This is a genomic window from Ereboglobus sp. PH5-5 (genome assembly GCF_029504805.1).
Classification (GTDB): domain Bacteria; phylum Verrucomicrobiota; class Verrucomicrobiia; order Opitutales; family Opitutaceae; genus Ereboglobus.
The window spans coordinates 226,899-245,736 of the sequence record NZ_JAQFIT010000001.1 but is presented as its reverse complement, the minus strand read 5'-3'; the positions used below and the strand labels follow the sequence as shown (position 1 = coordinate 245,736).

Below are 18,838 nucleotides of genomic sequence, written 5' to 3'. Positions count from 1 at the left end.
AATCGCGAAGCGCACCATGCCCGGCCATCACGGCGGGATCACGCTGCTCTCGACTGGAAAAAACGGCGCGGCGTTCCGGATTGGGCTGCCGCGCCGGATTTTATTTCAGGTCTTTACCGTCCGCGGCGCAGGCGGCTTGTGGCTTTGGGCGGCGTGGCGGCGGTTTGGGCGGCCTCGTCGAACAGCGCCGAGTAGATGTAGTTGAAGCCGTCGAGTTTTTTGCGCTCGATGCTCGAGTTTATGAAGCGTTCGATCGAGCGCGCGTCGCGCACGTCGTCCTCGGTCACGAGCGTGAAGGCGTCGCCGGTTTTTTGGGCGCGCCCGGTGCGGCCGATGCGGTGCACGTAGTCCTCGGGGTTTTCGGGCACGTCGTAGTTGATCACGTGCGACACGTCGGCGATGTCCAGGCCGCGCGCGGCGATGTCGGTGGCGACGAGAATCTCGTATTTCCCGGACTTGAAGCCCGAGAGCGCCTCGAGGCGTTCGCGCTGGTTGCGGTCGGAGTGGAGCACCCCGACCTTGCGGCCCGCGCCGCGGAGGCGGCCCGCGATGCGGTCGGCGCCAAACTTTGTGCGGCTGAAAATGATGATGCTGTGGTAGTCGGTGCGCTTGAGCAGTTCGTCGAGCAGGTCGGCTTTTTGCGAGGCGACGACGGGATAAAACGCATGCGACACGGTTTCGGCGGGCGAGCGTTGCGCGCCGATTTTCACCTCGACGGGATCGTTCAGCGCCCACGAGGCGAGCTGTGCGATTTCAGGCGGGAGCGTGGCGGTGAAGAAGAGCGTTTGGCGGGCATTGGGGCATTTTTGCACGATGCGTTTCACGTCGGGCAGGAAGCCCATGTCGAGCATGCGGTCCACTTCGTCGAGCACGAGAATTTCGATGCTGTTGAGGTTCACGGTGCCTTGCTCCATGTGGTCGAGCAGGCGGCCCGGGGTCGCGGCGAGGATGTCGACGCCGCGCTGGAGGTCGTCTCGCTGTTTTCCGTAGCCAACGCCGCCGTAGACGATCGTCACGTCGAGGTCGGTGTATTCGCTGTATTCCTTGAAGGCTTCCTCGACTTGGAGCGCGAGTTCGCGCGTGGGTTCGAGCACGAGGCAGCGGAGGCGCCCGTGCGAGCCGAGGCGTTGCAGGATGGGCAGCGCGAACGCGGCCGTCTTGCCCGTGCCGGTTTGCGCGGAGCCGGTCACGTCGCGTCCGGCGAGGACGTGCGGGATGGCTTGCGCCTGGATGGGCGTGGGCTCGACATAGCCTTTTTGCGCGACGGCGTAGGCGATGCGATCGTTGAGCCCGAGCTTGGTGAACGAAGTGTCCTGCGGGGGCACCTCGGCGATTTGTTTTGGCGGTCCGCTGCGCAGGGGCGGTTCGTAAACGGCCTCGCGTTTTGGCTTGGGCCCTCCTCGTTGCAGCGCGCCGCCCTTGCCGCGACGGCGCGGCTCGGTGTTGCGCGTTTCGCGAGAGTCATGCGAACGGCTTTTGCGTTGCTGCGCGGGCGCGGGGGCGCCGTCCGTTTTGTGACGGGGTTTTGTATTGCGGCCACGCTGTTGCGTTTTGGAATTGGCTTTGCCGGCGGTCTTGGAGGAGGCCGGTTTTTTGGACGAAGGCGCGAGTGCTTTGCGCAGCTTCGACATGATCTTTCTTAGCATATTGTTGGTGTTAAAGGATGAAGCATCTACCAAAGCCACTGGGTTTGACAATCTTGTATATTTGCCCGCCCGGGATGCCGTGACGGGCGAGAAACGAAAATAATTATGCTGTTACCAGGCGGGGATTTTTAACGTCTCAATCATTTATTGTGGCGGTTCGGGATGAAACAATGTCTGACTCTCCACTTCGCAAAATACTTGACCCAAAACACATCGCCTTGACTGACGACGAAAACAACCCCGCCCAAAATTTTCCGATGCCGCGCCGGATGCGCGCGGGCCCGGCCCGGCTCATGGTTCTATCAATCGTGTTGATGCTGTGCGCGGCGGGGCCGTCGCTCCGTGCGCAGGCGCTGCAGCCCGATCTCAACAAACTCAGCGACGACACCATCATCACGCTCGACGAGCTCGTCGTTAGCAGCGAGCGCGATCCCGCCGATGAAAATTACGATTCCACCGGAATGGGCGGTCCTGACGCGGAGTTGGAGGAGGCGCCGTTTGCCGACGAATTGACCGCGAGCGAGTCGCGGAACCCGGAGGAATTTGATGTCGAGATCACCAACGAGCTCGAGCTTGCGTCCGGGGCGAGTCCCGTTGATCTCGTCACCGCGGTGAACCGCGTCAACCTTCGCGGATTCCCCACGCCGCGCCTGCGCAACGGGTTTTCGCAAACGGGAATCCCCGAGATAATAAACGTCAACCACACCCAGCTCATTCAGGGCCCGATCATATCCGTGACGGGACGCGCCGCGCCGGGAGGCATCCAGAACTACATCACGGGGCGTCCGCTGGGGCGCTCGCGCGTCATGCTTTACGCGATGGGCAACAGCGTGAACGTGCGCGATGTCCGCTTTGATGAAAGCACGCCCATCATTCAGAAAAAACTCTGGCAGCGCGTGGCCGCCGGCTGGCGCCAGACAAAGGGCCCCATGAGCTTCGCGCACATTCGCACGCGCTATTTGAACGCGCAGCTCACATACAAGCACAGCCGTTCCACCAGCATTATGTTTTCGGTCGATTACCTCGAATTGGACGGAAATCCCTCCTCCGGCATTCCCGAGTATCGCGAAAAACTTTTGGGTAAAATCGTCGGCCCGTATCTGCCGCTCGCCACGTTCAATGCCTTCGGCCCGAACGCCTCCGTCGACAAGCAGCTTCTCTCCACAACACTCCAGGTCGAGACACGGCTCACCCGTCGCGTTTCCATGCGCGCCAATCTTTTCGCCTACGACCGGCGCACGACCGACGACCGCTACACCACCGGCCAGTATATCATCGAGGACGATAGGTATTCGAATCAACGATACACGGGCAAGTTTGGCGGCACGCGTTACCCGCGACGCATCGAGCAGCCGATGCGCGCCCTCATCGGCAGCGTCGAGGCCACCGCGCGCCTTCTGGCAGGCAGGACGGACAGCAAGGTCACCCTTCGCGTCGAGCACACGCACTCCTCCTATAAACGCATCGACCGCAGGGTGCGCTCCGCCAATTCGCTTCCCGCCGATGTGCGCATATTCGATCCCTATGCGCCGAACTATTACCGTCCGGAGTTTTCCGAGGAGGCTTACGACTACTTCATCACCAACCGCCGCGAGGCCGCCGACTACACCAGCATCGCGCTCAGCGACCGCACCGCCTTCTGGCGCGGCAAGCTCGTCGCCACCGCGGGCGGGCGCATCGACGTCATGTCGATCGACATTCACGACCGCCGTCCCAACGCTGCCCAGGAAAACGTCCACAGCAACGTGACCAAGTTCACCTGGCACGGCGGCGCCAACTACGTCGTGCGCCCGGGGCGGTTGCTTTTCTTCGCGGGCATAAGCAAGGCCGTCGAGCCGTCAACGCGTGTTGACGCGCGCACCGGGGATTTGCAGGGCAACGAAAGCACCTTCGGCTACGAAGCCGGACTCAAGGGCATGTTCTTCGACAAACGCCTCGGCGCCACGCTTCTTCTTTTTCAATATTACAACCAAAACATCTCGCGTGGAAACCCGCTCTACAACGACCCGGTGGATGATGCCGACCACACGCAGCCCCAGCTTCTCAGCGCGGTCGAGGAGCGTTTCACGGGCGGCTCGCTCGACCTGAAGGCCACCCTTGCGCGTGGCTTCACGATCACCTCGCGCATCGCCTACATCGATCCGATCACAACCAAGTCGCCGGACTTCCCCGGCGAGGTTGATCGCGTCGTCACCCGCATGCCCAAGACGACCATCGGAGTGACCGCGCGCTACACTTTTCAAAAGAGCGCGCCCAAGCTGCTCGCGGGGCTGAGCACGAGCGTAACGCTCACTCACGTCAGCGATTTTGTCGCGCACTACGGCAATTACGCGCGCGAGTATCTCGACTATCCGAGCAACACCCTCGTGAGCCTGTCCATTTCTCGCACCTGGCTGTTTGGAGACAAAAAACGCCCCATGCGGCACACGCTCAGCGCGAGCGTGCGCAACCTTTTTGATCGCGACCAGTTGAACACCCTTCATCGCATCGGCCAGCAGCGCGCCCTGACCCTGAGTTACCGGTTTCTTTGGTGATTCTGGTGATGGGGAAATGCGATCAAAACCCGCGCAGGAAATAATAGGCGCGCCCGTTTTCCTTGAATGTTCGCACAATCACAAACCCGACCTTGCGGTAGCATGCAATCGCGCGCGCGTTTTCAATCTGCGTGCACATGCTGAAAAACCGCGGCCGATATTTGTGCCGCAAGAAATCAACCGTCAGCCGGAGTGCCTGCGCGCCCACGCCTTTTTGGAGAAAGGCTGTTTCACCAATAAGAATATCCAGATCAATGCCGCCTTCGGGAATGTCGTTGAGTCCGGCTTCATCCAGCTCAGCGCGGTCTAACACATGCCAATGCACATACTCGGCCAGCATCTTATCGATGAGGATGATTCGGCTGCCGCCGTTTGATTTCGTGCTCGTTGCTTCGTCGAGCGAAGTTTCGCCCCACCATTGAACGACATGCGGGCGTCTCAACCATGAGGAGAGTCGTCCCGCGTGTTCAGCGTCGCGATAATCCACAAGCGTTACGCTATTAGTTTCAATTTCCATTTGGGGCTTTTGTTTTTCAATAAAGGTTTCGAGATCATTGCGCGTAGTCAAAGTATTCGCGTGCAGGGGCTGCCATTGCTTCGTCATTTTTCGGCGTGCTCGTTTTTCGCAACTCTTGACGAGACCGCCCGCGCGCCCAATCTCGCAGTCCTTATGGTTATAAAGCCCAAAGTTCGCGGATTCATTTGTGTCACGGCGCACCCGACCGGCTGTGCCGCCCACGTGCAGCAACAGATCGACCATGTGCTCGCCAAAGGCCCGATCAAAAACGGCCCGAAAAAAGTGCTCGTTATCGGCTCATCGACCGGTTTCGGCCTCGCCTCGCGCATCACGGCGGCCTTCGGGGCCGGCGCCGACACGCTGGGCGTTTTCTTTGAGCGCCCCTCGGACGACGGACGCCTCGGCACACCCGGCTGGTATAACACAATCGCGTTCACCAAGGCCGCGCGCGCAGCCGGACGTTATGCGAAAAACATAAACGGCGACGCCTATTCCGACGCGATCAAGCAGCAAGCAATCGACACCATCAAGGCCGACCTCGGCCAGGTTGACCTCGTCGTTTATTCGCTCGCCTCGCCCCGCCGCCAGCATCCGCGCACCGGCGTTGTTCACAAATCCTGCCTCAAGCCCATCGGCGCCTCCTACACCGCGAAAACCGTGGACACCGACAAGGGCGTCGTTTCCGACATCACCCTCGAACCCGCCACCGGCGCCGACGTTGACGACACCGTCGCGGTCATGGGCGGCGAGGATTGGGAAATGTGGATCGACGCGCTTCTCAAGGCCGGCGTGCTCGCGCCCGGCGCCACCTCGGTCGCGTTTTCCTACATCGGCCCCGAAGTCACCTGGCCCATCTACAAAAACGGCACCATCGGCATGGCCAAGATCGACCTTGAGCGCGCCGCCAAAAAAATCGACGCCACACTCAAGGCGCACGGTTACGGACGCGCCTTCATCTCTGTCAACAAGGCGCTCGTCACACAGGCCAGCTCGGCAATCCCCGTCGTGCCGCTCTACATTTCGATCCTCTACAAGGTGATGAAGGCAAAGGGTCTTCACGAGGGATGCATCGAGCAAATGCAACGCCTCTTCGCCACGCAGATGTATAACGACTCCGCGCTCACATTCGACGACGGCGGACGCGTGCGCGTTGACAACCTGGAGATGCGCGCCGACGTGCAGGAAGAAACCGCCAGGATTTGGCCGCATGTCACCACTGAAAACCTCGACGAGCTTACCGACATGGCCGGCTACCGCAGCGAGTTCCTGCGCCTGTTCGGTTTCGGCCTGCCCGGCGTCAACTACGAGGCCGCGGTCGAACCGCACCAAACGATGCCGGAATAATAACAGGGTGGGGCGCGCCCGTCCCGCCGTAGAGCTGTTTTATGCGCGCAGTCGTCCAAAGAGTCACATCAGCCAGCGTCACCATTGATGGTGAGGTTCGCGGCGAAATCGGCGCGGGGCTGGTGATTCTCCTTGGGATTGCCGAGGGCGACACGGTCGATGACGTATGCTGGCTTGCCGAAAAGTGCGCCGCGCTGCGCATTTTTTCCGACGATGCAAACGCGATGAACCGCTCGCTCGTTGACACCGGCGGCGGCGCGCTCGTGATCAGCCAGTTCACCTTGATCGCGAGCTGCCGCAAAGGCTCGCGCCCCTCGTTTCATCGCGCGGCGAAACCCGCCGGGGCTCGTCCGCTCTACGAGCAATTCCTCGCCCACTTGAGCGCCGTGCTTGGCCGCCCCGTCGCATGCGGCGAGTTCGGCGCGATGATGCAGGTCGCGCTCGTCAACGACGGCCCCGTGACAATCGTGGTTGATTCGCGGGAGTAGAAAAAAGGACGCCGGCCGCATTCCAAATGGAATGCGCGCCCCTGCTATTTTGTTCCGCCGGTTATCCGTGGCCGAACGTGATCACAAACAGGTTTTCGCAACCCGCGCGGCGCAGCACCCGTGCGCAACTGTTGAGTGTGGAGCCGGTGGTGAACACGTCGTCAACAATCACGTGCTTCGCGGCGGCGTCCACGCGCGCGCCGCGGACCAGCGAGAACGCGTCCTTCAGGTTTTTTCGCCGGGTGGCGCGATCGAGCGCGGTTTGTGAAACCGTGTCCACCACGCGCCGCAAAAGCATTTTCACGCGCGTTCCCGACGCCTCGCCCCCCGCCGCGCGCGCAAGGCATTCCGCGACAAGGCGCCCCTGGTTGTAGCCGCGCTCGCGCTCCTTTCGGGGATGCAGCGGCACCGGCACGAGCGTCGCGCCGCGGGCGAGCTCCAGCACGCGCGGCGAGCGGCGCAAAATAGTCTCGATGTCGCGCAGCACATAACGCGCGCCATGATATTTCAGCTCGTGAATCAGCGCCCTTGCCGCGCCGCGAAACAGCACCGCCGTGCGCCCCTCGTTGAAAGCCGGCGCCAAATCCTCGCAGTGCTCGCACACGCGCTCGCCCGCCAGCTCCCCGTAAAACGGATGCCCGCACGTCGAGCAGCATGGCTCGCCGACAAACTCGATCCGCGCCTCGCACTTTGCGCAAACATGCCGAAGTGCACCCAAGTTTTCACCATGCCCGACAATGCCGTCGCAGTGCGCGCATATCGGAGGGAACAGCGTCTCGCTTAATCCGCGCACAAGATGTCCGGGGGTAAACGGCATGCCGCAAAGCACGCCACCAAACGGCCCGGGCATCAAGCCCATTCAAGCCGGCGGATGCCCGGCGCGCCCCAATCGGTCAGTCATTTCCATGGCGGCTTTATCTTTGCCGCAGCGCGCGGGCGAACGCCTCCAGGCTGTCCGCGTTTTTTACGCCGGGCGAAATCTCAACGCCGCCGCTCACGTTGACAAAACGCGCGCCGCTTTTGTTCACGGCCTCGCCCGCGTTGTCGGCAGTCAGCCCGCCGGAGAGTATCCACAGGTTGTCCGGATGCGCCTCGCGGTGCCGCGCGAACTTTTGCCAGTCGCCGGAGTCGCGCGTGTTTTCGCCCGCGCAAAACGGATCCAGAAGAAAACCGTCGGCCAGCGGCAGCCATTCGCCGGGCACGTCCATTTCGGGCGGAAGCTCCGGCGCGAGCCACAGGTGCCGCGCGCCGACCGTGCGCGACCATTTCTCAATCTGCTCAAGCGGCGTCGTGTGTTTGAGGTGGATTTGCGCGAGGGAAAACCCGATCGCCAGCGCATGGCGCAACTCCTCCTCGCGGGGTTCCGTCATGACGGCGATTTTTTTTCTGTAGGGCAGGTGCGTGACAATGTTGTGATAAACCTCCACCGGCACGTGGCGCGGCGATTTCGGACTGAGGTCGAACCCGAGAAAATCCGCGCCGACCCGGTCCGCCGCCTCCGCGTCAATGAGCGACGTGATTCCGCAAACCTTCACCTGAATGCCGTTTATCATGGGGAAACATTAACCCCGCGCGGCCCGAATTTCACGGATAAAATATATGCCCGGCGAACATCATGCGGGCAAAAGGACGATTTTCCATTTGCTCGACTTCAATCATAAACGCATGTTTTGTTTTCACAATTCCCCGCATCGAAATGCACCAGCCAATTGACCAATACGCCGCCAAGCTGTCCGCCGGCAAACGCGCATCCGTTTATGACGGCACCAAATCCGGCTATGACGCGCGGCTTCGCTCGCTCAACACTTCCTACCCAACCCCGGATCATCTCCGCCGGCTCGCCGGACGGATCAAGCAGCACACAATCGAAAACCTCGACACCTACCTGCCGCAAGTCGAGGCGCGCCTGCGGGCGAACGGCGTGAGCGTGCACTGGGCGGTTGACGGCGGCGAGGCGTGCGCGCACGTGCATCGCATCATGGAGGCGCGCGGCGCGAAAAAAATGGTGAAGGCCAAAACGATGGTGAGCGAGGAAATCCACCTCGCTGACTATCTTGAAAAGCGCGGCATGGAATGCCTGGAAACCGACCTCGGCGAGTTCATCATCCAAATCGACCACGATCATCCGTCGCACATCGTCAAGCCGATCATCCACAAAAACCGGCGTGAAATCGCGGCGTCGTTCGAGAAAAACGGACTCGGCTCCTACAACGACGATCCCGGGGTGATCACGGCGCGCGCGCGTCAGTTTTTGCGCCACAAATATCTGGCGGCCGACGTGGGTTTGTCGGGGGCCAATTTTGTCTCGGCGGAAAGCGGCCGCATCGTGCTTGTGACAAACGAGGGCAACTCGCGCTTTTCGATTGCCGCGACAAAGGTTCACATCGCGCTCGTGGGCATTGAAAAAATCGTGCCGCGCGACCGCGACCTCGGCGTGTTTCTAAACCTGCTCGCGCGCTCGGCGACGGGGCAGCAGCTCACCTCCTACACCGAGTTCATCGGCGGCGCGCGCTCGGCGAACCAGCCCGACGGACCGGAGGAAATGCACGTCATCTTCGTGGACAACGGGCGCGCGCGCGTGCTCGCGGACGACTGCCGCGCCATTCTCCGCTGCATCCGTTGCAGCGCGTGCCTGAACGTCTGCCCGGTTTACCGGCAGGCGAGCGGCCACGCTTACCGCGCCGTTTATCCGGGGCCGGTCGGCGCGGTGCTTTCGCCTTTGCTCGCCGGGGACAATTTTCCCGAAATGGCCGACCTGCCAAAGGCGTCCTCGCTTTGCGGCGCGTGCAACGAGGTCTGCCCGGTCAACATACCAATACCCGATTTGCTGCTGCGGCTGCGGGATCGCGGCAAGCGCGAGCACAGCAAAGTCGCCGCCGCCGACACGCCGCCGATGGGCGCGTTCGGCACGCTGGCGAATCATCCATCGCTTTGGAAAGCCGCCATGAAAACGGGAGGCCTGTCGGCACTGTATCCGGCGTTCCTGATGCCGTCCTACGGAAAGGCGTGGGTGCGCACCCGTGGCATGCCCAAATGGCGCGGTGGAAAATTCCGCGCATGGATGAAAACTCGCAAACAACAAGCCTCGAAATAACCCTTCCAGCCATGACTGCTTCCCGTGATGCCATTTTAAAGCGCGTGAACGACGCGCTCGCGCCGCTCAAGGAGCGCGCGCCGTATCCAGAATTTGACGACGACGTGGCGGTCATGCCCGCGCTTGATCGCAATGGCGATTTGTGGGCGGCGTTTTGCGAGCGCGCAAAGCTCGTGCACGGCACGCCCCTGTCGGGCAAGCCGGCGGTGCTCGCCGACTGGCTGCGCGGGCAAAACCTGCATCACGGTTATTGCGACCCGGAATTGCTGTCGCTGTTTGGCGAGGCGCTGGCTGCGGCGGGTTGCGCGGTTGAGACGGTGTTTGATCGCGCGCGGGTCGATGAGTATCAGTTTGGCATCACGCGCGCGGAGGCCGCGATTGCGGAAACCGGCACGCTGGTGCTGACGGACGCGACGACTTCGAGCCGTCTCGCCGCGCTCGCGCCGTGGACGCATGTGGCGGTGTTGAGGCGCGGGCAGATTTTTGCGGACGTGGCGGATGCCCTGAAAAAAATGCCCGCCGACCCGAACGTAATCTGGTGCACCGGTCCCTCGCGCACGGCCGATGTCGAGGGGATTTTAATCGAGGGTGTCCACGGCCCCGGCGTGCAAGTGGCGTTTCTGCTGGAGTGATTTTTTTGCGAGGGGCCTCGCAAGCGCGCGCCTACTTTTGCAGGACGTGATAGTTTGCCATCGAGATGCCGCTGAGCATGGCGCCGATGATGCCGAGGAAACCCTGGTCGGTGCCACAGAGATACACGTTGTCCAACGCGGTGCGACCCGGCCGGTTTTTTACGGGCGAGCCGTAGATCGCGCCGGCGGCGTGCCCGGTGAACTTCGTGATTGTGAGCGGCGTGAACATGTCGGTTGCCACGGTCGCGGATTCGAGCGCGGCGGGTTGCGCGAGTGGCGGAAGGAACCGTTTTGCACTCGCGGCGATGTCGCCGAACCAGCGTTGTTTGGCGGAGCGATATTCGCCGGGGCTGTCGGAAAGGGTTTTCCAAAGGTCGTGATTGGCGAGGCAGGTGCAGCGGAAAAGCCCCTCGGGAAGTTGTTCGCCGTCGGGGTAGGCGAAGTTGTTTGGAAAACAAATCACGCCGCTGCGGGTGTCCACTTGCGCATGTTCGGGGCGCTCGTAGTTGAAGCGCGGGGAGTCGTTGAAAAAAATGATCGTGTCGTCGCCCCAGCCGAAGTCGGCGGGTTGTCGGTTGAGCACGGTGATGGTTTCGACGTAGCTCAAGCGGCCCTCGGGGATTTTCGATTTTCGATTCTCGATTTTCGATTGGGCGCTTCCGCGCCAATCCGAAAATGGAGCGGCAGCTCCACCAATCGAAAATCGAGAATCGAAAATCGAAAATTCAATCAACGCCTCCGTCTCCACCGCGCCGATGCTGCTGAGGATGTGCGTGGCGGTGATCTCCTCGCCATTGTCGAGCACGAGCGCGGCGGCGCGGTTTTCACGGGTGATGATTTTTTTCACCCCGCACTTCATGCGTCGCTCGCCCCCGGCGGCGCGGTATTTTTCGAGAAGCACCCGGATGATCACGCGCACTCCGTCGAAGGGGCGCGCGAAACCCTCGAAGAAGAGCGCCTTGAACATGATCACAAACTGGCTCCACTCCATATCGCGCTCCTGCGCGCTGCCGTAATACATGACGGGGCAGAAGAGCACGTCCTCGAGAAGCGGATCGGTGATGTGCCGGCGCACGATTTCGCGCGCGGAAACGGGTTTTGCGTCGAGCGACACTTCGTTGTGCGCGCGGACGGCGGCGACAAGCGCGCGGAAGCCGTCGATTTGCGAGGGGAAGTTTTGAGCGACCTCGTTTTCGAAGACGGCGAAATCGTTTGTGAACCGGAGCGAAACCGAGCCGGCGGCGCCGCGCGGACCGAAGGTGACCCGCGATTGTTTTTGCTCGCAGAGGGCGAACTCGTCGCGGTCGATGCGGAGCTGGCGGAGAAGCTTGGTGAGCGGCGTGCCCTTGACGCCGGGGCGCACGTAATTGGTGACTGCGTGCAGGCCGACATCGTATTTGCGCCCGGCGATGGAGTAGAAGCCGTTGAGCCCGCCGGGGGCGTTATGGCGCTCGAAGATGCACACGCGCTTGCCAAAGTGCGCGAGGCGTATGCCGGCCGCGAGACCGGACATGCCCGCGCCGATGATGGCGACGTCGTAATGTGTGTGCGTGCTCACTGTTCGGGATGAAATTTGAGCCCACAAAAACGAATCGCCCCGCAAACCGCCAGTCTGCTTTTGCGGAAACGAGCGCTTGTCGGCGGGGCGGGGATGAGCCCGTGCGTCCGGAGGGCTTCGCGCTTGCATAGATTTCGTTTTTGGCGCGTGATGTGCCGCAAAACCCGTCATGAAAAATCCCCAATGCTTGATTGCCCTGATTATCGCAACACTGCTGGTCGCATTGAGCGGCTGCCAGTCGTCTTCTCGGAATGCGTCGTCAAATGATTCGTTGGATCAACCGGTTCCGTTGCGCGAGGCCATGCTCAAGGGAGAATACAGTATGATTGAAGCTACAGACACACCGCCAAAAGCGGCGGAGATTTACACCAGCCCCCATTACCCTTTGAAGCTCCAGCGCCAAAAAATATCAGGCGAGGCGATAATTGTTTTCATAGTATCGGAGAAGGGGAAACCGGAGCAGGTGCAGGCAATTAGAGCAACCCATGCGGGGTTCGCGGAAGAAGCGGTGAAGGCTGTCAAACTATGGCGTTTCACGCCGGCCACCAAGAACGGCAAACCCGTAAAGTGCAAAATGCAGGTGCCGATTGCTTTTCATCTGAACAATTAAAACGCAATTAGTTTCGCGCGGCCGTTGTTCTTGAGACAGGAAAAAGGAGGGCTTGCCTCGTGTCGCCCAAAGTCTCCGGTCTTGCGCTTGGCTGACTGGAGCATCAGTTTCGCGTCAATGAGTTTCGGCAGACGGGCACTTTCCTCGGGGGAGGCGGTTGTTGATCGCGTGTTGTGCGTGGTCGGCGCGGTGCTGTTTTCACAGGCGCCCGAGTTCATGCAGCAATACTTGCAACGGCTCGGGGGGCATCTCGACGAGGCCCGGCGCATGCTCGCTCAATACGAGGGGATCGCGATGCAGGCGAATTTGTCGCTCGATGATTTTATCGCGCGCACGGGCTCGAATGCGGACACCGTGGTGGCGAGGCACGCGGAGGTCATGCGGGGCGTGGTTGATCGCGTGCAGGATTTGTCGGCGGCGCAGGCGGCGATTCAGGATGCGTCGATGTTCACGCGGCCGTTCGCATTTTTGCGGCATATCGACTGGGAGGTCGCCTCGAACACTTGGGCGATTTTTAAACCCGCCGTGCCGACGACTGGCGAGGGGCTGGCGTATGCGGTCGCGGGCATTGGCGTGATACTCGGGTTTTATTACGGTTGTATCCATTTTCCAATTACGCGTTGCTGGCGCAGGCGCAAGGAGCGCAAGGCGGCGCAACTGGCGGAAGCGCAGCAAGCGCGGGCGGATGGCGATGAGGCGCAGGAGGCTCGCGACGACACCGGCCGGCTCGACGGGATTTTGTGATGCCGGGAGCGCCGAGCGCGCTGAGCGTTTCGAATGACAACCGCGGCGGCCTCGGCGAGGCCGCCCTGCCTACGCGGCCACGCTATTTCTAAAAATGCCCCGGATTCATGCCGGATCTGGGCTTTGCGTTTCCGCTGCCGCGCGCACGGCTTGGGTGAAGCGGTCGATATCCTCCTCGCGCGTGTCCCACGAGCACATGAGGCGGTAGCCGTTTGCGCCAATGAAATTGTAGAAGTGCCAGCCTTGTTGCTGGAGCCTGGCGGCGACGGGCGCGGGCATGTCGACAAAGAGTGCGTTGGCCTCCGGCTCGATGATCGGTGTGATGCCGGGGATTTCGCGCAGGGCGGCGGCGAGGCGCTTGGTCATCAGGTTTGCGTGCGCGGCGTTGCGCAGCCACGCGCCGTCCTTGAGCATGCCCACCCATTGCGCGCTGAGGAAGCGCATCTTGGAGGCGAGCTGGCCCGCCTGTTTGCAGCGATAGTCGAATTCCTTCGCGAGTTGTGAATCGAAAAATACGACGGCCTCGGTGGTGGTCATGCCGTTCTTGGTGCCGCCGAGGCAGAGCACGTCGACGCCGGCGCGCCAGGTGATGTCGGCGGGGGCGGCGCCGGTGCGGTATTCGAGCGCGGAGGCGGCGTTGGCGAAGCGCGCGCCGTCCATGTGGATGTGGAGTCCGTGGCGCTTGGTGACGGCGGTGAGCGCGCGGATTTCCTCAACGGTATAGACGGTGCCCCATTCGGTGCTTTGCGTGAGGGAGAGCACGCGGGGTTTGGGGTAATGGATGTCGGTGCGCTTGTGGATGAGTTTTTCGACGGCCTCGGGCGTGAGTTTACCCCCGGGGCCGCTGCCGACGAGGAGTTTGGTGCCGTTGGAGAAAAATTCGGGCGCGCCGCATTCGTCGGTTTCGACGTGCGCGTAATCGTGGCAGATCACGCTGTGGTAGCTCTGGCAGAGCGAGGCGAGGGCGAGCGAGTTTGCCGAGGTGCCGTTGAACACGAAGAACACCTCGGCGTCGGGTTTTTCAAAGACGCCGCGGATAAGGTCGCACGCCTTTTGCGTCCATGCGTCCGCGCCGTAGGAGGGCAGGCGTCCGGTGTTGGCCTCGGCGAGCGCGATCCACGCCTCGGGGCAGATGCCCGAGGTGTTGTCGCTGGCGAAGTGATGGTCGTGGATGATGCCGGCGTCGTTTTGCGGGGCGCCGGGGGTGCGATTTTGTGACATGGGGAGGATGCGGTTAACGACAAAGGCGCAAGGACGGCGGGTTGCGGGGACCGCGGTTTTGCGCCTTTGCCATGGGAATGTTAAGTTTTTTGCCCAATGCCCGTCACAGGAAAATGTAGCCGCCGAGTATCAGGATGGGCAGGAGGATGGGCAGGCTGTATTTGAGGATGTATCCGAAGAAGGTGGGCATTTTCACGCCGGAGCTTTCGGCGATGGATTTGACCATGAAGTTGGGGCCGTTGCCGATGTAGGTCATGGCTCCGAAGAACACCGCGCCGAGGCTGACGGCGGTCACGAGGTGCGGCTTGTGCTCGAGGAGCAGGTGCGTGGCGGCCTTGACGTCATCGCCGACCGCGGCAAAGGCGGCGGGCTCGGCGGCGGCGGCGCTGGCCTTGGCGAGTTCGAAGAAGCTCGCGTAGGTGGGGGCGTTGTCAAGAACCGAGGAAAGCCCGCCGGTGGTGAAGTAATACTGCCAGGCGTGGACGAAACCGAAACTCTCGCCGTGTTGCGAGAGATACATGAGCGCGGGCATCATGGTCATGAAGATGCCCGCGAACAGAAAGCCGACCTCCTTGATGGGGCCGAAGTTGAAGACGTTTTCCGCGTGGATTTTTTTCGGCGTGATAACGTAGGAGAGCACCGCCGCGGCAATCATCACGATTTCGCCCACGAGGTAGTTCTCGGGGTTTTCCATGATGCCGAGGTTTCTCAGCCATGTGGGCAGGAACACGCCGCTGATGATCATGAGCAGGAAGGCCACGTTGAACATGCCGCTAAAGCGCCATTCGTCCCTCTGCTTGAGCTCGGCTTGCATCTCGGCGGGTATTTTTTTGAAGTAGCGGCGGTCGACTATGTAGAAGACCAGCATGAGCAGCCCGAGCGTGCACAGCCATTCGACAACCACCTGGCCGACGAGCCAGAAGAACGGCACGCCGCGCAGAAAACCGAGAAACAGCGGCGGATCGCCAATCGGTGTGAGCGCGCCGCCGACGTTCGACACGATGAAAATGAAAAACACAATGTGATAGGGATTGAGGCGGCGGTGGTTCATGCGCATCCACGGGCGGATGAGCACCATCGACGCGCCTGTCGTGCCGATGAAGTTCGACAGCAGCGCGGCGAACGCCAGGAAGATGACATTTTCAAAGGGCGAGGACTCGCCATTCACGTTGATGTGGATGCCGCCCGCGACGACGAACAGCGATCCGATCAGGCAGATGAACGAAAAATACTCATGTGCCGTGTGCACGACGCTGGTTCCGCCGTTTGGCATGAACGCCACGTAGTAGGCGGCGACCAGCAGCCCCAGGCCGATCGAGATGACGGGGTAGTATTTTTCCCAAAACGCCTTGATGCCATGGGGCGTCAGGGGCATCACCGCGATGAGAAGCAGCAGGAGCGCGAATGGGGCAATGAGCCAAAGCGGGATTTCGACGCCGGCTGTTGATGAAGCAAAAAGTTCGACGATCATGTTGGCAGTGTAATTAAAAAGAAGGATCAGTGCGAAATGCGCAGGCTGGGTCAAAGGTTTTCCAATACGGCGACGGCATTCGGGAAATAGGCGCGCGCGGGGCGCTTTCAAAAATGCGCGTCCACGCCGCCGTCCGTATTGGGAAATGGCGACGCGCCCCAAGGTGAAACAGCTTTTCGCATCGCCCTCATCAGTGTTTCTTCTAGCTGTCGCGTTCGCCGCGCAAGGCATGGCCGGCTCGAAATGGTTTTATTCGGGGCAAAGTGACTGCCAGAACAGAAGGCCGCAAACCCTTCCCCTTTGAAAATGAATAAAATTTTATGCGTAGTGGCTGGATATATGGCGGCGGTCATGCTCGTGGCGTCGCCTGCGGACGCTGAAAGCGCGGCAGCCGGGGCATCGGATGAAAACACGGCGATCACGCGCCAGCTACTTGCGCCGATCAAGATAAGCAACCAAGACGGTGTGATGAAAATAAACAGGACGATTTTTTACACACATGGGCCGTTTATGGAAAAAAGACACGAGCCATTTGTGTTGGAGCGGGAATACACCGACAGAGAGGAGAGGATAAAACTTATATTTATAAAAAACGGGCGCGAGGCTGTGGTTGACACGATTAAATCGAGGCACGATCGCGCACCCTCCGGGGTGGATGACGTTGATACTTTTATGGATTCTTACCTTATCGGGAATCGAATTCACTATATATACAGATCTGGCGGACGCGTGTATGTTTCATACGCTGATGACGCCGGGGATGGGCAGATCATAAGGTGGGGAGATAGATTGGAAATCGGGCAGAGGCTTCATACTGGTCGATTAAAGTTTACCGCTCCCTATGGGAAATATCCATTGAGTATCTTTGTCGGATTTAGTAGCAGTTTTCAAAAAACCGGCCTCAAGGTTTATGAACTGGATGATTATTCAAATAGCTTTAAATTAAGCCAGGCGATACTGAAGGATGACGGGACACCCGAGGGGAGGGTCGTGTATCAAAGAATTTGGGATCGCATGCGCAACAGTCCGGTGGTAAAAAAGGAGCCGTTGCCCGATGACACGGTGTGGGAAAGAAAAAAAGGTTTTTTCCCAAATAAAGTTTTTCTGCTGCTGGGGTATCCATGCCCCGAAAAAAGGCCGGCGTCCTTTTTGTTTGACGAGAAGCAAACGGCAAATGAGCACAGGTCACGCTTGTTATTTGTGGAAAACGGCCGCGAAACCATTATCGACAGCCATACGGCGGCCTTAAATCCGGATGACGCCCGCAAGATTTTTTTCGACTGTTATATGGCAGGGAGTCGGCTCCATTATATATACTATGTTCATGGTAATTATTACGTTAGTTATGCGGATAGAGCCGAGGGCGGGCATTTCAAGAAATCAGATAATGCGTTATGCTTGGGCTTATGGCAGACGCTATTTACCCATAATCCTGAATTCCAAAGTCCGAAAAACGGGCGGCCATTGAGCATCATTTTGCGGGATCAGCACGGATTCTTGTTTTACGAATTGAACAATCAAAATGAGTTTGAGTTTAAACGAACAATAAACCGGGAGGGGAATACGCCCGAGGAAAAGGAGTTTTTGAGAGAGTTTTGGACGGAGTATAACCGCCGATATTTGGGGATGGGACGCTGGGCAGACGTTGAAAAAGCACCCGCCTCCGCTATCCCGCCAGCGGAAACTTGATCGCGGGGATGGGCGGCAGGTCGTCCACGAATTTTTCCAGCGGCACGTTTTCGCGGATTACGAGCGTGGCGAGCACTTGGGGGACGTAGAGGCGCGTCTCGGCGGGGAGCTTCGCGGCGATGTCGGCGTAGGTTTTGGCGCCGGGGGTTTTCTTGATCGCCACGGCAACGCGGCCTTCGCCCGCGTTGTAGGCGGCGAGGGCGAGCGGCCAGGAATTGAAGCGCTTGTATAACATGCCGAGCAGGCGGGCCGCCGCGCGCGCGTTTTTCACCGCGTAAATGCGCTCGTCCTCGGGCGCGGTGCTCAGGCCGAGCGCGCGCGCCGTGGCGGGCATGAGCTGGTAGAGGCCGCGCGCGCCGACGGGACTTTTCGCGAGCGGGTTGAACGAGGACTCGACCTCGGCGAGCCAGACGAATTCGACGGGAATGTTTTCAGTTGCAAAAATGATTTTGAGCAACGGCGCGAGCAGGTCGGCATTTTTCGGCTTGGCCCGGTTGCTGACGCGTTTGTGGCAGAGGTTGTAGTAGGGGATCGCGTTGTTCGGCGGGGGCGTTTGGTAAAACGGTTTCGGCTCGAGTGTGATCGGTGGCAGCGTGAATGGCGCGGGCGGTTTGGGCGCGGGGACGAGCGCCGGGGGCTGGCCGGGGCTGATGGCGTCCTTCGCGCTTTCGATGAGTTCGAGGCGCTCGGCAAACCAATCGGTGTATTCGGACATTTCCGGTTTTGCGCGAAGCGCGTTGAGCGTGCGCTTGGCCTTGGGTTCGAGCGAGGCGATTTCCTCAAGCGATCCGGTTTCGAGGGTTTGTTGAAACTCAGTGATGGCCGAGGCCCACTCATCGCGACTCATGAACTCGTAGTGCTCCTTGATTTGTCCGGGCGCGTAATCCTCGAAAAGCTGGCGGCCCAAGTCGTAGAGCGCGTTCATGTCGTCATCGGATATGAGCGGGGGCCGGTTTGCGCCCGCGAGCACCGGGGCGGCGGTGCCCGATGAAATTGGCTCCGCGGGCGGCTGCGAGTCCGAGGCGCGCAGCGCGGGCAGTGCGCACATCACGACAATCGCCGCCGCCGGCGCAATGCGGCGAAACGAAAAATTAGTGCGTGTCAGGGCGCGGGTCATGTGCGGGGAGAGTGAAGTTGGAAACACGCGGCGTCGCGATGTTTCACGGAAAAACTGCAATAACGCGCGCGGGCGTAAACCCCAAAAGCCGCGGGAGGTTTTTGGGGCGGTTGCGCTTTGTTGTTTTTTTACCAAACGGGTCGAAGCGATCATTGACCGTTCGGTTGAGATAT

At 60.4% G+C, this 18,838-nt stretch carries 16 protein-coding genes; 8 read left to right on the top strand and 8 right to left on the bottom strand.

Going from position 1 to position 18,838, the window contains the following annotated elements:
• Positions 1–113: 113 nt before the first annotated feature.
• A complete protein-coding gene (locus tag M2103_RS00845; RefSeq protein ID WP_277508116.1) occupies positions 114–1,646 on the bottom strand; it encodes a DEAD/DEAH box helicase in 1,533 nt (510 codons plus the stop codon).
• A gap of 218 nt (positions 1,647–1,864) precedes the next feature.
• Here M2103_RS00845 and M2103_RS00840 point away from each other — a divergent pair, with 218 nt between their 5' ends.
• Complete coding sequence (locus tag M2103_RS00840) at positions 1,865–4,180, top strand: TonB-dependent receptor (protein ID WP_277508115.1); 2,316 nt, start codon at positions 1,865–1,867, stop codon at positions 4,178–4,180.
• A 22-nt stretch (positions 4,181–4,202) separates the two neighbouring features.
• Here M2103_RS00840 and M2103_RS00835 read toward each other — a convergent pair whose 3' ends face one another.
• Complete coding sequence (locus tag M2103_RS00835) at positions 4,203–4,940, bottom strand: GNAT family N-acetyltransferase (protein ID WP_277508114.1); 738 nt, start codon at positions 4,938–4,940, stop codon at positions 4,203–4,205.
• Here M2103_RS00835 and fabV point away from each other — a divergent pair.
• Together fabV and dtd are read left to right on the top strand one after the other, a co-directional pair.
• Entirely contained in the window at positions 4,851–6,041 is a 1,191-nt protein-coding gene (gene fabV, locus M2103_RS00830; protein ID WP_277508113.1) for an enoyl-ACP reductase FabV, read from the top strand. The two genes, M2103_RS00835 and fabV, sit on opposite strands and share 90 nt — an antisense overlap.
• 41 nt (positions 6,042–6,082) lie before the next feature.
• Positions 6,083–6,529: a D-aminoacyl-tRNA deacylase gene (gene dtd / locus M2103_RS00825; protein ID WP_277508111.1), complete on the top strand. Its 447-nt coding sequence runs from the start codon at positions 6,083–6,085 to the stop codon at positions 6,527–6,529.
• Positions 6,530–6,590: 61 nt separating this feature from the next.
• Here the strand turns inward: dtd and M2103_RS00820 are convergent, their stop codons facing one another.
• Together M2103_RS00820 and M2103_RS00815 are read right to left on the bottom strand one after the other, a co-directional pair.
• Positions 6,591–7,346: a ComF family protein gene (locus tag M2103_RS00820; protein WP_277508110.1), complete on the bottom strand. Its 756-nt coding sequence runs from the start codon at positions 7,344–7,346 to the stop codon at positions 6,591–6,593.
• 97 nt (positions 7,347–7,443) lie between these two features.
• Positions 7,444–8,082 carry a phosphoribosylanthranilate isomerase gene (locus M2103_RS00815; protein ID WP_277508108.1) on the bottom strand — a complete coding sequence of 213 codons (639 nt, stop codon included), beginning with the start codon at positions 8,080–8,082 and terminating at the stop codon, positions 7,444–7,446.
• 143 nt (positions 8,083–8,225) lie between these two features.
• Here M2103_RS00815 and M2103_RS00810 point away from each other — a divergent pair, with 143 nt between their 5' ends.
• A complete protein-coding gene (locus M2103_RS00810; protein WP_277508107.1) occupies positions 8,226–9,623 on the top strand; it encodes a LutB/LldF family L-lactate oxidation iron-sulfur protein in 1,398 nt (465 codons plus the stop codon).
• 11 nt (positions 9,624–9,634) lie between these two features.
• Positions 9,635–10,255, top strand: a complete 621-nt coding sequence (locus tag M2103_RS00805) for an LUD domain-containing protein (protein ID WP_277508105.1) — start codon at positions 9,635–9,637, stop codon at positions 10,253–10,255.
• A 31-nt stretch (positions 10,256–10,286) separates the two neighbouring features.
• Here M2103_RS00805 and M2103_RS00800 read toward each other — a convergent pair whose 3' ends face one another.
• Complete coding sequence (locus tag M2103_RS00800; protein ID WP_277508103.1) at positions 10,287–11,813, bottom strand: FAD-dependent oxidoreductase; 1,527 nt, start codon at positions 11,811–11,813, stop codon at positions 10,287–10,289.
• A 169-nt stretch (positions 11,814–11,982) separates the two neighbouring features.
• Between M2103_RS00800 and M2103_RS00795 the strand changes: the two genes are divergently transcribed.
• Positions 11,983–12,423, top strand: a complete 441-nt coding sequence (locus M2103_RS00795; protein ID WP_277508102.1) for an energy transducer TonB — start codon at positions 11,983–11,985, stop codon at positions 12,421–12,423.
• Positions 12,424–12,540: 117 nt separating this feature from the next.
• The gene (locus M2103_RS00790; protein ID WP_277508101.1) at positions 12,541–13,167 is read left to right on the top strand and encodes a DUF2937 family protein; all 627 of its coding nucleotides are present in this window, start codon (positions 12,541–12,543) and stop codon (positions 13,165–13,167) included.
• A 105-nt stretch (positions 13,168–13,272) separates the two neighbouring features.
• Here M2103_RS00790 and M2103_RS00785 read toward each other — a convergent pair whose 3' ends face one another.
• Both M2103_RS00785 and M2103_RS00780 read right to left on the bottom strand, forming a co-directional pair.
• Positions 13,273–14,388 (bottom strand): low specificity L-threonine aldolase, encoded by a 1,116-nt coding sequence (locus M2103_RS00785; RefSeq protein WP_277508100.1) that lies wholly within the window; start codon positions 14,386–14,388, stop codon positions 13,273–13,275.
• A gap of 103 nt (positions 14,389–14,491) precedes the next feature.
• A complete protein-coding gene (locus tag M2103_RS00780; RefSeq protein ID WP_277508099.1) occupies positions 14,492–15,859 on the bottom strand; it encodes a sodium:proton antiporter in 1,368 nt (455 codons plus the stop codon).
• Positions 15,860–16,165: 306 nt separating this feature from the next.
• Between M2103_RS00780 and M2103_RS00775 the strand changes: the two genes are divergently transcribed.
• On the top strand, positions 16,166–17,548 hold the full coding sequence (locus tag M2103_RS00775) for a hypothetical protein (RefSeq protein ID WP_277508098.1): 1,383 nt from the start codon (positions 16,166–16,168) through the stop codon (positions 17,546–17,548).
• Here the strand turns inward: M2103_RS00775 and M2103_RS00770 are convergent.
• The gene (locus M2103_RS00770; protein ID WP_277508096.1) at positions 17,526–18,665 is read right to left on the bottom strand and encodes a lytic transglycosylase domain-containing protein; all 1,140 of its coding nucleotides are present in this window, start codon (positions 18,663–18,665) and stop codon (positions 17,526–17,528) included. The two genes, M2103_RS00775 and M2103_RS00770, sit on opposite strands and share 23 nt — an antisense overlap.
• Positions 18,666–18,838: the final 173 nt, after the last annotated feature.